The organism is Methylobacterium sp. A54F (assembly GCF_053346035.1).
In genome coordinates this window covers 24,245-39,250 of record NZ_JBKFBF010000005.1, presented here as the reverse complement: position 1 = coordinate 39,250, position 15,006 = coordinate 24,245, and the positions used below count along the sequence as shown (strand labels likewise).

Here is a 15,006-nt window from a genome sequence, read left to right as displayed (position 1 = left end):
CCGGCCGTCGCCTTGCCGGGGCGGCGGCGCGCCTGTATGCGGCGATGACGGGCTCGGGCGCCCCTTCGGCCGTCCGGCCTCCCACGTTCACGGGTTGACCACGATGGCGGCAGCGCCCCCGGTCGCGATCATCATGGGGAGCCAGTCGGACTGGGCCACCATGCGCCACGCCGCCGAGACCCTCGACGCCCTCGGCGTCGCCCACGACTGCCGGATCGTCTCCGCCCACCGCACGCCGGACCGCCTGGTGGCCTTCGCCAAGGGGGCGCGGGCCGAGGGCTTTCGCGTGGTGATCGCCGGAGCGGGCGGGGCCGCCCACCTGCCCGGCATGGCCGCCGCCATGACGAGCCTGCCGGTGTTCGGCGTGCCCGTGGAGTCCAAGGCGCTGTCCGGCCAGGACAGCCTGCTGTCCATCGTGCAGATGCCGGCCGGGATCCCGGTGGGCACCCTGGCGATCGGCCGGGCCGGCGCCGTGAACGCGGCTCTCCTCGCCGCCGCCGTGCTGGCGCTGGGGGACGAGGGGCTGGCCCTGCGCCTCGATGCTTGGCGGGCCGCGCAGACCGAGGCCGTGGCGGAGCGCCCGGAGAGCGAGACCAGCACCCCGTGACCCGACAGATCGAACCCGGCTCCACCCTCGGCATCGTCGGCGGGGGGCAGCTCGGCCGCATGATCGCCCTGGCGGCGGCGAATTACGGGCTCCGGGTGCACGTCTACGCCCCGGATGCCGACAGCCCGGCCTTCGACGCCGCCGCCGTGGCGACCCGCGCGGCCTACGACGACGCGGAGGCGCTGGCGCGCTTCGCCGACAGCGTCGACGTGGTGACCTACGAGTTCGAGAACATCCCCCGCGAGACCGCAGAGGTCCTGTCCGCCCACGCGCCCCTCCACCCGAGCGCCCGGGCGCTGGCCATCACGCAGGACCGGCTCACCGAGAAGAGCTTCATCAACGAGCTCGGTATCCCGACCGCCCCGTTCCGCGTGGTCGATTCCGGCGACGACCTCGACCGGGCGCTCTCGGCCATCGGCCGGCCGGCTGTGCTGAAGACCCGCCGCTTCGGCTACGACGGCAAGGGCCAGCGGATGATCCGGGCGGACGGGCTGGTGGACCGCTCCTCGGTGATGGCCGAGTTCGGCGGCGCGCCCCTGATCCTCGAGGGCTTCGTGCCGTTCGAGCGGGAGGTCTCGGTGGTGGCCGCGCGCTCCGCCGACGGCTCCTTCGCGGCCTACGACCTCTGCGAGAACGAGCATCGCGACCACATCCTGGCGCTGACCCGCGTGCCGGCTCCCGGCCTCGCGCCGGAGACCGGGGCGGCCGCGGTCGAGATCGCGCGCCGCATCGCCGAGGCCCTCGACTACGTGGGCGTGCTCGCCGTCGAGATGTTCCTGGTGCGGGACGGGGCGGGCGAGCACCTCGTCGTCAACGAGATCGCGCCGCGGGTCCACAATTCCGGGCACTGGACCATCGAGGGGGCGCTGACCTCGCAGTTCGCCCAGCACGTCCGGGCCGTCTGCGGCTGGCCCCTGGGCTCGCCGGCCCGCACCGGCGGCATGGCCGTGGAGATGCGCAACCTGATCGGCGACGAGGCCGGAACCTGGCGCGCGCTGCTCGGCGAGCCCGGCGCGCACCTGCACCTCTACGGCAAGGGCGAGGCCCGGGCCGGACGCAAGATGGGGCACGTGACGCGGCTGATTCCCTGAGGCCCGGCGGCGCGCGAAACCTGGGTCCTGCGCGCCACACCCGGGGCCTCGCGAGCACCGCGCGCCGGCCCCCGCAACCGGCCCCTCCCCCCGGGCCATACCTTCGCCACATCCGCTCGCTTCAGCGGGAACGTCGCGCGGCCTTAAGCGGGCATTCACCGCAATCGGCGAACGTGCACGGGCTCATCGCGAGGGCTCGGCCGGGCGTGGGCGGCAGGTCGCGGATCGGAGGTGCGCGGAGGCTCGCGCGCCCGGCCGAGGAGAGTGGGGCAATGACGTCACTGCGCGTGCGGGGATCGAAGTTCGGGCTGGTCGGAGCGGCGGCGCTCGCGGCCGCGGCGCTGGCCGGCTGCGAAACCGTGGGCAGCGCCGCCGGACCGAAGCAGTTCGCGGTGCTTGAGACCGACACCACGGGCGCCACCACCGTGAACATCGCCTCGCTCACCGAGGTGATCCAGCGCAACCCGAACGACGCGTCGGCCTACAACACCCGCGGCGCGGCCTACGCGCGCTCGGGCCAGTTCGGCGACGCGATCGCCGATTTCGGCAAGGCGATCCAGCTCGATCCGAACTCGGCCTCCGCCTACAACAACCGGGCGCTCGCCTTCCGCCAGACCGGCCGCAACGACGCAGCGCTGCAGGACTTCTCGAAGGCGATCACCGCCGACCCGCGCTACGCGCCGGCCTATATCGGCCGCGCGAACGTGCTGCGCGCGCAGGGCGACCTCGACGGCGCCACCAACGACCTCAACCAGGCGATCCGCCTGACCCCGGAATCGGCCGAGGCGTATCACGCCCGCGGCCTCGTCCGGCAGAAGCAGGGGCAGAACCAGTCCGCCATCGCCGACTTCGACGCCGCGATCGACCGCAACCCCTTCGTGAGCGCACCCTACGCCGCCCGCGGCCAGAGCCTCATCGCCACGAACCAGTTCGACAAGGCGATCGAGGACTACAACGCGGCGCTCAACGTGAACAACAAGGACGCGACCTCCTGGGCCTATCGCGGCCTCGCCTACGAGAAGTCGAACCGCCGCAAGGAAGCGGCCGAGAGCTACCAGCGCGCCGCCCAGATCGACCCGCAGAACCCGATCGCCAAGCAGGGCCTCGGCCGCGTCCAGGGCGGCGTCGGCTCGCTGTTCAACTGAGGCGTTCGCGGCGGGCTCCCTCGGTGAGCCCGCGCCTCGGCTCGGCCGCTCAGTCCCGCTCCATGCGGCGATGCTCGGTGACGATGCGGCGGACGGTGCCGGTGGCGGAGCGGTAGATCACCGTTTCGGTCTCGATGCTTCCGGGCCTGAAGCGGACGCCGCGCAGGAGCGCCCCGTCGGTCACGCCGGTCGCCGCCACGATGACGTCGCCGCGGGCGAGATCCATCAGGTCGTAGATCCGGCCCGGGTCGCGGATGCCCATCCGTTCGGCCCGCGCGCGCTTGTCGGCGCTGTCGAGGATCAGCCGGCCCTGCATCTGGCCGCCGATGCAGCGCAACGCCCCGGCGGCGATCACGCCCTCGGGGGCGGCCCCGGTGCCGAGGTAGATGTCGACGCCGGTCTCCTCCGGGCGGGTGGTGAAGATGATGCCCGCGATGTCGCCGTCCGAGATCAGGCGCACGCCGGCCCCCGTCTCGCGCACCGCCGCGACCAGGGCGGCGTGGCGGGGCCGGTCGAGGATGATCGCGGTGATCTGCGCCGGCGCCACGCCCTTGGCGCGGGCGAGCGCCGCGATGTTGTCGGCCGGGCTCGCGTCGAGGTCGACGAGGCCGGGCGGGTAGCCGGGGCCGATGGCGATCTTCTGCATGTAGACGTCGGGGGCGGCGAGCAGCGAGCCGCGCTCGGCCATGGCCATCACCGCGATGGCGCCGGGCATGTCCTTGGCGCAGAGGGTGGTGCCTTCGAGCGGGTCCACCGCGAGGTCCACCGCGAGCCCGCCGCGCTCGCTCTCCCGGCCCAGGCGCTCGCCGATATAGAGCATCGGCGCCTCGTCGCGCTCGCCCTCGCCGATCACCACGGTGCCGTCGATCGGAAGGCCGTTCAGCTCCTCCCGCATGGCGTCGACCGCCGCCTGGTCGGCCGCCTTCTCGTTGCCCTGGCCGCGCAGCTCGGCGGCCGCGACGGCGGCCCGCTCCGTCACCCGTGCCAGTTCCAGGGTCAGCGTGCGGGCAGCCGCGCCCCACGCCGCCGAAGTGACCGCGTCAGCCATCGTTTCCTCAACCCTGCCGGCCCGCGTTCTGCGGCGGTGCCGTGTGGGAGCATCTTCGATGACGGTGAGGCCGCCGGAAATGCCCGATCCGCGTTTTTTCCGACGGAATCGCGCCAGATCCGCGTGATTCTGTCGGTCAGTCGCGCTCGATGCGGATCAATTGCGGCGATTCGGCGAGGAGTCCGTCCGCCGCGATGGCATCGAGGGCCGCGCGGATATTGCCCTCGGTGGCCGCGTAGGTGATCAGCACCAGCGGCACCGGCTGGCCCGAGCGGCCGTGCGGGTCCTGCGAGGCGGCACTCTCGGTGCGGCGCTGGAGGATGCTCTCCAGCGAGATCTCGCGCTCGGCCATGCGGGTGGCGACGCCGGCCGCGACGCCCGGCCGGTCGTGGACGGTGAGGCGGATGTAGTAGCCGCCCTCGTGCCGCTGCATCTCGACCCGCGAGGCGGGGCGCAGCGAGCCGTGCGGCCGCCCGAAGACCGGGCGCACCAGCCCCGCGGCGACGTCCGCCACGTCGGCGACCACCGCCGAGGCCGTGGCCTCGCCCCCGGCGCCGGGCCCGATCAGGGTCAGCTCGCCCACCGCGTCCGCGTCGACCGTGACGGCGTTGGTGACGCCCATGACCTGGGCGATGGGCGAGGATTTCGGCACCATGGTCGGGTGCACGCGCTGCTCGATGCCGCCGGCCGCGGCCTGCGCGACGCCGAGGAGCTTGATGCGGTAGCCGAGCTCGTCGGCCATCCGGAGATCGAGGGGCTGGACGCCGGAAATGCCCTCGACCGAGACGCCCTCGGCGTCGATCGCCGTGCCGAAGGCGAGGCTCGTCAGGATCGCGAGCTTGTGGGCGGTGTCGAAGCCCTCGACGTCGAAGGTCGGGTCGGCCTCGGCGTAGCCGAGCGCCTGCGCGTCCTTGAGGCAGGCCTCGAAGGTCAGGCCCTCCAGCTCCATCCGGGTCAGGATGTAGTTGCAGGTGCCGTTGAGGATTCCGTAGACGCGCGAAACCGTGTTGCCGGGTAGGCCCTCGCGGAGAGCCTTCACGACCGGGATGCCGCCGGCCGCCGAGGCCTCGTAGGCGAGCGCCACGCCGTTGGCCTCCGCGGCGGCGGCGAGCGCCGCCCCGTGGCGGGCGAGCAGCGCCTTGTTGGCGGTCACCACGTGCTTGCGGGCCGCGATGGCGGCCTCGACGGTGGCCTTGGCCGCGCCCTCCGCGCCGCCGATCAGCTCGACCACGCAATCGACCTCTGGCGCGCCCGCGAGGGCCACCGGGTCGTCGAACCAGGTGACGCCCGTGAGGTCGAGGCCGCGGTCGCGGTTGCGGTCGCGCGAGGAGACGGCGGTGACGCGGATCTCCCGGCCCGTGGCGGCGGAGAGCGCCTCCGCCCGGCGCGCGACCATCCGGACGACGGAGGCGCCGACGGTGCCGAGGCCGGCGACGCCGAGGCGGAGGCTCTGAGTCATGGCGCGTGTTCCGTGGGCCGGCGCCGGCGGCCATCCGGCCGACCTCCGCGCGGGCCGATACGTCGTGCCGCGGCCCAGCGCCGCGGCGGGATCTTCTGCAACGTTTCCCCCGGGCGTGCAAGGAAGCCGGGGAGCCCCGCCTTCCCGTCCTTCAGGCGCCCGGGGCGGGTGCGGCGCGCCGGGCGGTCCGCGCTTCGATCGCGAGCGCCACGAGGCCGTAGAGCACGGCCGCGTTGAGGACGTGCCAGACCCCGTGCGTGCCGGTCGGCAGGCTCCCGCAGGCCGCGCGGTCGAGCGTCCGGGCGGCGAGCGAGCCGAGGAACAGGCCGGCGATGCCGAGGAGCCGGCGGGCGGCCGCGCCGTCCCGGGGTGCGAGGCTCGCCGCGACGCCCCCGAGGGCGAGGAGCGCCGGCAGGTAATCGAGGGAGCCGTTGGTGGCCTCCCCGATCCCCGGGAACGACGCCTCGAGGGCCGGGACCAGCACGAAGCCGAAGGCCGCGAAGACGAGGGTCGCGCCGACCGCCGCGGCCGCGCCGAGGCCGAGGAAGCGGCGCATGGCGACGAGGAAGTAGGCGTGGATGAACAGCGCGATCGGGATCACGTCCGCCAGCATCGACCAGCGCACCGCCAGGGTATGGAACAGGAAGGAGCCGATTCCGACGACGCCCACGAGGAGGGCCAAGGCCCCGCCCGTCCGGTCTCCCGCCCGCACGGCGCGGTGCAGGGCGGCGGCCGAGGCCGCCAGGAAGGCGAGGTTCGTGCCCGCGTTCAGGGGCTCCGCCCAGAAGCTCCCGTCGAGCCGCTCGCAATAGGCCCGAACCGGCTCGAACCAGCCATCCGCCCCCGCCATCCCCGCCTCCTCCGCGCGGCCCGGCTTGTCAGCCCGGCGCGAAGGCCCGATGACGGTCCCCCCTGACAGCGGTAGCCCCATGCGGATCACCACCTGGAACGTGAATTCGGTCAAGCAGCGGACCGGGCACCTCCTCGCCTTCCTGGACGAGGCGAAGACCGACGTGGTCTGCCTGCAGGAGCTGAAGTGCCAAGATGCGGGCTTCCCCCGCGCCGAGGTCGAGGCGGCGGGCTACGCGGTCGAGACGCTGGGCCAGAAGGCCTATAACGGCGTCGCCCTGCTTGTGCGGGCGCCCCTCGGGCTCGGCGAGGTCCGCCGCGGCCTGCCCGGCGACGAGGCGGACGAGCAGGCCCGCTACATCGAGGGCCTGGTGAGCGGCGAGGGCGTGGCGCCCGTGCGGGTCGCCTCGATCTACCTGCCGAACGGCAATCCCGTCGACAGCCCGAAATACTCCTACAAGCTCGCCTTCCTGGATCGCCTGCGCCGCCACGCCCGCGCCCTCGTCGCGTCCGAGCAGGCCCTGGTGCTGGCCGGCGACTACAACGTGATCCCGGAGCCCGAGGACGCGGCCGACCCGGAGGCCTGGGCCGCCGACGCGCTGTTCCTGCCGCGCTCGCGCGCCGCCTTCCGGGCGCTCCTCGCCGAGGGCTTCACGGATGCGGTGCGGGCCTGCGACCCCCGACCCGGCCTCTACACCTTCTGGGACTACCAGGCCGGGGCCTGGCCGCGGAACTTCGGCATCCGCATCGACCACCTGCTGCTCTCGCCGCAGGCCGCCGACCGCCTGGTCTCGGCCTCCGTGCAGAAGCACTTGCGGGGCCTCGACAAGCCGTCCGACCACGTGCCGGTCACCGTGGAGCTCGCGGACGCCTGAGGCCCCGCCCGGCGCCCGCCGGACCGGCCCCTCCCCTCAGCGCCGGCGCTTGCCCGTCGCGCCCGTCATCTGGGCCTGCGCCTCGGCGCGGTCGTCCTCCGTGGCGCTCGCCCAGTTCTTCTCGTAGAGCGCGACGATCCAGTCGTCCTTGCGCCCCTGCGCGCCGTCGCGGGCGAGCGAGAGCCACATCAGGCCGCGGGCGCGCTGCACGGGCATGCCGCCGAGGCCGTTGACGAGGAGGTCGCCGAGGAGCGCCTGGGCCGGGTGGTGCCCCTTCTCCGCGGCGAGGTTGAACCAGCGCGCGGCCTGGCGCGGATCGGCCTCGACGCCGGTGCCATCGAGGTAGAGCCGGGCGAGGTTGTACTGCGCGTTGGGGTCCCCGAAGTAGGAGGCCGCGTAGTTGAACATATCGTAGGCGCGCTCGGGGTTCGGGCGCACGTAGGTGCCCTTGATCCCGTCGAGGAAGTAGCTGCCGAGCGCCGTGAAGGCGCTCGACACCACGCCCGAGTTCGGCGCGTCGGGGCCCTCGTCGGTGCCGGTGTCGGCGATCCGCGAGAAGAACTCGAAGGCCTTCAGGTCGTCGTGCGGCACGCCGTCCCCCTCGGCGTACATGCGGCCGAGCTTCCACAGGGCGAGCGCGTGGCCCTGGCCGGCGGCGTATTCGAGGGCGCGCGCCGCGCCCTCCTTGTCGCCGGCATTGTACTCGCGCACGCCGGTGCGCAGGGCGTCGCGCGCCGAGCGGTAGCCCTTCTCGGGCACGGGGGTCCGGGCCGAGGCGTCGAGGGCCCGCACGGCGGGCGCCGGCGCCAGGGTGAGGCCGAGCGCGAGCAGGCCCGCGAGCAGGGCGGCGGTGCCGGCGGGGCGCGACCGCAGGGACCGACCCGGATCGGCCCCGGCCGGCCGCGCGGGCCGGCAAAGGTCAGTCCTAGATGTCCGCATAGGTCTGCGTCTCCTGGGCGCCGCCCGGATGGGTGACGGCGCCGTTGACGGCGGGTCCGACGGTCTGCGCGTACTTCCAGAGGTAGCCGGAGGTCGCGGTGTTGCCCCGGGGCGTCCAGGCCTTGCGGCGCTCCGCGAGCTCGTCGTCCGAGAGCGCCACGGACAGGATGCCCTGGACGGCGTCGAGGGTGATGACGTCCCCGTCCCGAAGGAGGCCGATCGGGCCGCCGACGGCCGCCTCGGGGCCCACATGGCCGACGCAGAAGCCGCGGGTGGCGCCCGAGAAGCGCCCGTCCGTGATCAGCGCGACCTTGTCGCCCATGCCCTGGCCGTAGAGGGCCGCGGTCGTGGACAGCATCTCGCGCATGCCGGGGCCGCCCTTCGGGCCCTCGTAGCGGATCACCAGCACGTCGCCGGGCTGGTAGGCTCGGCCCTGCACCGCCGCGAAGCAGGCCTCCTCGTTGTCGAAGACGCGGGCCGGGCCGGTGAAGACCTGCTTGTCGGCCGGCATGCCGGCGACCTTCACGATGGCGCCCTCGGGCGCGAGGTTGCCCTTGAGGCCGACGACGCCGCCCGTGGGGGTGATCGGGGCGTCGGCGCGGCGCACCACGTCCTGGTCGGGGTTCCAGGCGACCTTCGCGAGGTTCTCCGCCATGGTGCGGCCGGTGACGGTGAGGCAGTCGCCGTGCATGAAGCCGTTGTCGAGGAGCGTCTTCATGAGGAGCGGGATGCCGCCGACCTCGAACAGGTCCTTGGCGACGTAGCGCCCGCCGGGCTTCAGGTCGGCGATGTAGGGCGTGCGCCGGAAGATCTCGGCCACGTCGAACAGCGAGAACGCGATCCCGCACTCGTGCGCGATGGCGGGCAGGTGCAGCGCCGCGTTGGTCGAGCCGCCCGACGCCGCCACCACGGTCGCGGCGTTCTCCAGGGACTTGCGGGTGACGATGTCGCGTGGGCGGATGTTGCGGGCGATCAGCTCCATGATCTTCTCGCCGGCCGCGGCGCAGAACTTGTCGCGGATCTCGTAGGGCGCGGGCGCGCCGGCCGAGTAGGGCAGCGCGAGGCCGATCGCCTCGGAGACGGTCGCCATGGTGTTGGCCGTGAACTGCGCGCCGCAGGCGCCGGCCGACGGGCAGGCCACCTGCTCCAGCTCGTCGAGGTCCTCCAGGCTCATGTCGCCGACCGCGTGGCGGCCCACCGCCTCGAACAGGTCCTGGACGGTGACGGGCTTGCCCCGGAAGGAGCCCGGCAGGATCGAGCCGCCGTAGATGAAGATCGAGGGCACGTTGAGGCGCACCATGGCCATCATCATGCCGGGCAGGGATTTGTCGCAGCCGGCAAGCCCCACGAGGGCGTCGTAGGAATGGCCCCGGATGGTCAGCTCGACCGAATCGGCGATGACCTCGCGGGAGGGCAGCGAGGCGCGCATGCCCCCGTGGCCCATGGCGATGCCGTCCGTGACCGTGATCGTGCAGAACTCGCGCGGGGTGCCGTTGGCGGCCGCGACGCCCTTCTTCACCGCCTGCGCCTGGCGCATCAGCGAGATGTTGCAGGGCGCGGCCTCGTTCCAGCACGAGGCGACCCCGACGAGGGGCTGGTGGATCTGCTCGCGCGTGAGGCCCATCGCGTAGAGGTAGGACCGGTGCGGCGCGCGCTCGGGCCCCTCGGTGACGTGCCGGCTCGGCAGTCTCGACTTATCGTTCGAACGCGCGTCCATCGTGCATCTCGCGCCCCCGGTCCCTGTACGCTGGCGTGCGTCCCGGGTGGCCGCGAGCCTCCGCGAAACACCGTGCGGAAGGCCCTGTACGGCGATCGGGAAGTCACGCGTGACCAGGCAGTAAATCGTTGGGGGAACTGTCGTTTACCGCCGAGCATGAGGTGGTCCCGGTTTATGGCGGGATCGCGGCGGATGAGGGCAGGGCTCGGGGCAAAACCGGGATGCTTTCGCGGTGTGGCGACCCCGCCACAGCCACGCTTGGGCGGCCCCCGAGATCCGTCAGGCGGGCTCGCCGGTTGCCGGCGACTGGCCCGCGGCCCCCGGTAGCCCGGCCCGGGCCTCGGGCCGCTCCGGCAGGCGGTCGCTCTCGTCCTTGAGCCCGACCCCGGTGAGGCCGCGGGCGAGGGCCTGGGTGAGGAGCCAGGCGAGGCGGGCAGCCGCCGCCGCATGGGGCAGGCCGGCGGCGCGGACGTTCGAGATGCAGTTGCGCTCCGCGTCCGAGCGTCCGGGGCGCGGCGCGTAGGTGAGGTAGATCCCCAGGCTGTCGGGCGAGGACAGGCCCGGCCGCTCGCCGATCACCACCGCCACCGCCCGCGCGCCCAGCGCCGCGCCGATGCCGTCCCCGAGGGCGACCCGGGCCTGCACCGCCACCGCGACGGGCGCCACGCGCCAGCCGGCCTCCGCGACGTGCGGCTGCAGCGCCGCCAGCAGGGGCGCGGCGCCCTCGTGGACGGCGCGGGCCGAGAGGCCGTCGGCGACGACCAGCGCCAGGTCCGGGGCGTCGTCGGGGGTATCGCCCCCCGCGCGGGCGGCGAGCGCCGCTAGGCTCTCCTCGGACAGGCGCCGCCCCCAGTCGGGCCGGCGCAGGTAGCTCGCCCGGTCCGGCGCCTTCGAGGCCACGGTCAGCGTCTCGAAGCCGAGATCCTCGATCGCGCGGGCCACCGCCTCCGCGTCCATCGGCGTGTGCACGGCGTCGCGCGCCTGGGCGTGGGCGAGGCCGAAGCGCAGGACCTCGCGGGTCGGCAGGCCGCTGCCGGCGCGGCCGAGGCCGATCCGGGCGGGCGTCAGCCGCGCGAGGCGGATCCAGGGATCCGGGGCGGCATCCGGCCGCTCGCCCGGGGCTCCGTCCCCGCTCATGCGGCGGCCTCCGGGGCGGCGGCGAGGAGACGGGTGGCCGGGCCGCCGGGCAGCAGGGCGCCCGCCGCGTCGGTGAGGCCCATCGCCTGGAGCCAGGCCTCGAACTCCGGCGCTCGCCGCAGGCCCAGCACCTCGCGTAGGTAGAGCTGGTCGTGGAAGGACGTCGACTGGTAGCTCAGCATCACGTCGTCGGCGCCCGGCACCCCCATCACGTAGGTGCAGCCCGCCGCGCCGAGCAGGGTCAGCAGGGTGTCCATGTCGTCCTGGTCGGCCTCGGCGTGGTTCGTGTAGCAGACGTCCACCCCGAGGGGCACGCCCATCAGCTTGCCGCAGAAATGGTCCTCGAGCCCCGCCCGGATGATCTCCTTGCCGTCGTAGAGGTATTCGGGCCCGATGAAGCCCACCACCGTGTTGACGAGGAGTGGCCGGAAGGCCCTGGCGACCGCGTAGGCGCGGGCCTCCAGGGTCTGCTGGTCGATGCCGTGATGGGCGTCCGCCGAGAGGGCCGAGCCCTGGCCCGTCTCGAAGTACATCACGTTGTCGCCGAGCGTCCCCCGGCCGAGGGCGAGCGCGGCCTCGTGCGCCTCGCGCAGGATCGCGAGGCTGACGCCGAAGCCGGCATTCGCCGCCTCCGTCCCGGCGACCGACTGGAACACGAGGTCCACCGGCACGCCGCGGTTCATGGCCTCCAGGGTCGTGGTGACGTGGGTGAGGACGCACCCCTGCGTCGGGATCTCGAAGCGCCGGATCAGCTCGTCGAGGAGGTGCAGGAGCCGTGTGAGGCCCGCCACCGAATCGGAGACCGGGTTGATGCCGATCACCGCGTCGCCGCAGCCGTAGGCGAGCCCGTCGAGGATCGAGGCGGTGATGCCGGCCGGGTCATCCGCCGGGTGGTTCGGCTGCAGGCGGACCGCCAGCGTGCCGGGCAACCCGATCGTGTTGCGGAAGCGGGTGACGACCCGCGCCTTGCGGGCCACCAGGATCAGGTCCTGGTTGCGCATGATCTTGCAGACCGCCGCGGCGATCTCCGGCGTCACGCCGGGGGCGATCCGCGCGAGGGTCTCCGACGAGGCGGTGAGCAGGAACTCGCGGAAGTCGCCCACCGTCAGGTGGGCGATCTCGGCGAAGGCCGCCCCGTCGTGGGAATCGAGGATCAGGCGGGTGACGTCGTCGGCCTCGTAGGGGATCAGCGGCCGGGCGAGGATGTCCCTGAGGGGCACCTCGGCGAGGCACCAGCGGGCGGCCGAGCCCTCCTCGGCGCTCTCCGCGGCGATGCCGGCGAGCCGGTCGCCGGAGCGGGGCGGCGTCGCCTTGGCCATCAGGGTGGCGAGGTCCGCGAAGGCCCATGTCCTCGGGCCGACGACGTGGCGATAGGCCATGGGCGCTTCCGGAACGGCGGGGGCTCCCGGCCCCCATGACAGGGGCTCCCGGCCCCCATGACGGGGCTGATGCCCCCCACACAGCCTCTCACATTTACATCGCGCCCGCATGGGGGGCGGGGATCTCCGTCGAGATCGCGTCGATGGTGCGCTGGGGCGGGCTGCCGAGCCCGTCCGAGCGCTGGATCCGGATCTGCTGGTTGACGGGCTGCATGTTGCCGTAGGGGGTCGAGAAGGCGATCTCGGCGGCGTCGCGGCCGACGCCGATGCGGATGAGCCCGTCGAGGTCGGCCTGGCGCGTCGCGTCGAACAGCCACCAGCGCCCGTCGAGGTAGGCCTCGAACACCGCGTGGAAGTCGCTCGGCACGAGGCCGTGGGCGTAGCAGCTCACGAAGCGGGCCGGGATGCCGAGCGCCCGGCAGAAGGCGGTGCCGAGATGCGCGAAATCGCGGCAGACGCCGGCGCGGCGCAGCAGGCTCTCGTCCGCCGTGGTCTCCCCGTCGCTGGTACCCGGCTGGTAGGTGAGGTGGTCGTGGATCCAGTTGCAGATCGCGTTGACCCGCTGGTGGCCCTTCGGGAGGTTTCCGAACTCGGCCTGGGCGAACGGGGTCAGCCGGTCCGAGGAGACGAAGCGGCTCGGCAGCAGGAAGGGCAGGATGTCGAGGGGGAGCTGCGCGATCGGCGTCTCGTTGACGGTCGCGGGATCCGCCCGGTGCACGGTGAGGTCGACCTCGGCATTGTATTCCAGCGCGAACTGCCCGGGCGCCACGTTCACCCCGAGGTAGCGGTTCAGCAGGTCCGGCGTGGTGTAGAGGTCGCGCTTGAGGTTCGGCGTGAGCACGAGGCTCTCGCTGAGGATCTCCAGACTCTTCAGGCGCGCCACCTCCAGGCTGAAGATGAAGGTCGTGTCCGAGAGGATGTTGTAGGACAGGCTGCAGCCGAGTGTGTACTTCACCGCGTGCTCCTTGGGGTCGTCGGTCCCGCAGCCTTGCAAGGCTCACGCCCGGCCCGGCGCGGGGCTCGGCCTTCGCCTCAACGCGGCGCGGGCCGACGCGTTGCGGGCCAGGCGAGCGGCCCCCGGAACGCGGAAAAGCCCGGCCTTGCGGCCGGGCTTTTCGAGAGGTCGCCCCGGCCCGGCGGACCGGAGGGGCAGACGGATCCGGGTCTCAGTACGAGCCGAACTTGTAGTTGATGCCGGCGCGAACGACGGCGAAGTCGTCGTCGCGGCGGCCGAGGGCGAAGTTCGCCAGGTTGTAGGTGGCGCCGGTCGCGGCGTTGGCGGCGATCAGGCCCTGGTTGCGGTTCGAGCGGTCGAGATTCACGTACAGACCTTCGACCTTCAGCGTCACCGCCGAGGAGCGGAAGAAGTTCAGGAAGGAATCGGTCGGCAGCGCGTACTCGATGCCGCCGCCGGCGGCCCAGCCGGTGCGGAAGTCGTCGTTGCGGGCAAGGCCGGCGTAGCGGTCGGAATCGCCGGAGCCGTAGGCGAAGCCGCCGGTGCCGTAGACCATGACGCGGTCGAAGGCGTAGCCGATGCGGCCGCGCACGGTGCCGAAGAAGTCGAGGCCGGTGGCGCCGCGGGGATCGATGAAGGTCAGGTTGCCGCTGGTCGGCAGGCCGCCGACGACGGCGTAGCGCGAGCGGCGGCCGCCGAAGTCGAGGTACTGGGCGTCGGCCTCGACGCCGATCACCACGCCCGAGCCCGGCGTGAACTGGTAGTTGTAGCCAACCTGGCCACCGCCCGTGAAGCCTTCGCGGTTGCTGTTCGAGAAGGCCACCGCTGCGCCGGCCGGGGCGACGAGCGTCGCGCCCTGGATGTTGGCGTTCGGGTTGAAGACGTTGTTGTTGCGGCTGTCATCCGAGCCGAAGGCGTAGCCGGCGTTGAAACCCGCGTAGAAGCCCGTCCACGTGAAGACCGGCACCGGCTGGAAGACCGGCGGCGGGGCGGCACGGCGCGGCAGGTCGGCCGCGGAGGCGGCGGCGCCCATGCCGGCGAGGAGGGTCGAGGCGAGGAGAATCTTCTTCATTGTTGTCCACTGGTCCTGGTTGGCGAAAGCCGGCGCGCTTCTAGGCCCTGGTCGGCCATCGGTCTGTCGCTTTCCTGCAACAAGCTCGGCTAGATGAGCCGTGATGCGTCAACGAACGATGAAGGTTAGGCAGAGATGAGGCCGGGCGCCGGAGCGATGTGCTCCGGCGCACATCGCGGGTTCGTGAAGCATCGACGGAACGATGGACCGGCCTACGCGACGCCTATGTTTACGAACATTGCTGGGGCCTGGCGCGCCGATCCGGAACGATGGTGCGCGAGCGCGTGGACGCCTGCGTTTTCATGCCGGTGCCGCCGGCAGGGATGCCTTAACCATGCTGCTGCATCCTGCCCGCGATCGTCCCGCGGCGCGGCTGCCGCGGTCAGGGAGCGGCGGCAGTGGCGGACGACCTCGACAGCGCGGAGCATCCGCTCCCAGGCATGCCCGAGACGGCCCGTACGGGCCTCCTCGCCTGGACGCTCGGCATCGCGCTGCCCGTGATCCTCATCGCCTGCACGGCGACCTACCACCTCGCCCGCATCGCGCCGAACCCCTTCGGCCCGGCTCTTCTAACCGCGCAGGGGCTGGCCGACCCGGAGACCACGGGCTCGATCGGCGACGGCGCCCGCGCCGTCCGCCTCGACCCCTGCGCCCTGCGGACCGGCCTGCGCCCCTGAGGCCGGCCGGCGCCGCCACCGGGCAGCGGATAAGCGGCTGGGTTGCGCACGCGCCG

The 15,006-nt window shown here is 73.1% G+C and carries 14 protein-coding genes; 5 read left to right on the top strand and 9 right to left on the bottom strand.

Annotated features, from left to right (window positions below; translation table 11 throughout):
* Positions 1-103 precede the first annotated feature (103 nt).
* From purE to ACLBXP_RS09875, 3 genes are all read left to right on the top strand, one after another.
* A complete protein-coding gene (gene purE / locus ACLBXP_RS09885) occupies positions 104-607 on the top strand; it encodes a 5-(carboxyamino)imidazole ribonucleotide mutase (RefSeq protein ID WP_447667468.1) in 504 nt (167 codons plus the stop codon).
* Positions 604-1,698 carry a 5-(carboxyamino)imidazole ribonucleotide synthase gene (locus ACLBXP_RS09880; protein WP_447667467.1) on the top strand — a complete coding sequence of 365 codons (1,095 nt, stop codon included), beginning with the start codon at positions 604-606 and terminating at the stop codon, positions 1,696-1,698. The genes purE and ACLBXP_RS09880 overlap by 4 nt, the downstream gene beginning before the upstream one ends.
* Before the next feature lie 272 nt (positions 1,699-1,970).
* On the top strand, positions 1,971-2,843 hold the full coding sequence (locus ACLBXP_RS09875) for a tetratricopeptide repeat protein (RefSeq protein WP_447667466.1): 873 nt from the start codon (positions 1,971-1,973) through the stop codon (positions 2,841-2,843).
* 49 nt (positions 2,844-2,892) lie between these two features.
* On the opposite strand, the gene glpX is transcribed toward ACLBXP_RS09875, so the two are convergent.
* The 3 genes from glpX to ACLBXP_RS09860 form a co-directional block, all read right to left on the bottom strand.
* Positions 2,893-3,891 (bottom strand): class II fructose-bisphosphatase, encoded by a 999-nt coding sequence (gene glpX / locus ACLBXP_RS09870; RefSeq protein ID WP_447667465.1) that lies wholly within the window; start codon positions 3,889-3,891, stop codon positions 2,893-2,895.
* A 136-nt stretch (positions 3,892-4,027) separates the two neighbouring features.
* Positions 4,028-5,350, bottom strand: coding sequence for a homoserine dehydrogenase (locus ACLBXP_RS09865; protein ID WP_447667464.1), 1,323 nt, complete (start codon positions 5,348-5,350; stop codon positions 4,028-4,030).
* A gap of 151 nt (positions 5,351-5,501) precedes the next feature.
* Positions 5,502-6,200, bottom strand: a complete 699-nt coding sequence (locus ACLBXP_RS09860; RefSeq protein WP_447667463.1) for a ceramidase domain-containing protein — start codon at positions 6,198-6,200, stop codon at positions 5,502-5,504.
* Between the two features lie 79 nt (positions 6,201-6,279).
* Here ACLBXP_RS09860 and xth point away from each other — a divergent pair, with 79 nt between their 5' ends.
* Positions 6,280-7,074 (top strand): exodeoxyribonuclease III, encoded by a 795-nt coding sequence (gene xth / locus ACLBXP_RS09855; RefSeq protein WP_447667727.1) that lies wholly within the window; start codon positions 6,280-6,282, stop codon positions 7,072-7,074.
* 36 nt (positions 7,075-7,110) lie between these two features.
* Here xth and ACLBXP_RS09850 read toward each other — a convergent pair whose 3' ends face one another.
* From ACLBXP_RS09850 to ACLBXP_RS09825, 6 genes are all read right to left on the bottom strand, one after another.
* The gene (locus ACLBXP_RS09850; protein WP_447667462.1) at positions 7,111-8,013 is read right to left on the bottom strand and encodes a tetratricopeptide repeat protein; all 903 of its coding nucleotides are present in this window, start codon (positions 8,011-8,013) and stop codon (positions 7,111-7,113) included.
* Complete coding sequence (gene ilvD, locus ACLBXP_RS09845; RefSeq protein ID WP_447667461.1) at positions 8,000-9,730, bottom strand: dihydroxy-acid dehydratase; 1,731 nt, start codon at positions 9,728-9,730, stop codon at positions 8,000-8,002. Before ilvD ends, ACLBXP_RS09850 begins: the two co-directional genes overlap by 14 nt.
* A gap of 279 nt (positions 9,731-10,009) precedes the next feature.
* Complete coding sequence (gene eutC / locus ACLBXP_RS09840) at positions 10,010-10,867, bottom strand: ethanolamine ammonia-lyase subunit EutC (RefSeq protein WP_447667460.1); 858 nt, start codon at positions 10,865-10,867, stop codon at positions 10,010-10,012.
* Complete coding sequence (locus ACLBXP_RS09835; protein WP_447667459.1) at positions 10,864-12,246, bottom strand: ethanolamine ammonia-lyase subunit EutB; 1,383 nt, start codon at positions 12,244-12,246, stop codon at positions 10,864-10,866. Before ACLBXP_RS09835 ends, eutC begins: the two co-directional genes overlap by 4 nt.
* Positions 12,247-12,340: 94 nt before the next feature.
* Positions 12,341-13,201, bottom strand: coding sequence for a transglutaminase-like domain-containing protein (locus ACLBXP_RS09830; RefSeq protein ID WP_447667458.1), 861 nt, complete (start codon positions 13,199-13,201; stop codon positions 12,341-12,343).
* Positions 13,202-13,412: 211 nt separating this feature from the next.
* Entirely contained in the window at positions 13,413-14,273 is an 861-nt protein-coding gene (locus tag ACLBXP_RS09825) for an outer membrane protein (RefSeq protein WP_447667457.1), read from the bottom strand.
* Between the two features lie 398 nt (positions 14,274-14,671).
* Here ACLBXP_RS09825 and ACLBXP_RS09820 point away from each other — a divergent pair, with 398 nt between their 5' ends.
* Complete coding sequence (locus tag ACLBXP_RS09820; protein WP_447667456.1) at positions 14,672-14,950, top strand: hypothetical protein; 279 nt, start codon at positions 14,672-14,674, stop codon at positions 14,948-14,950.
* Positions 14,951-15,006 lie beyond the last annotated feature (56 nt).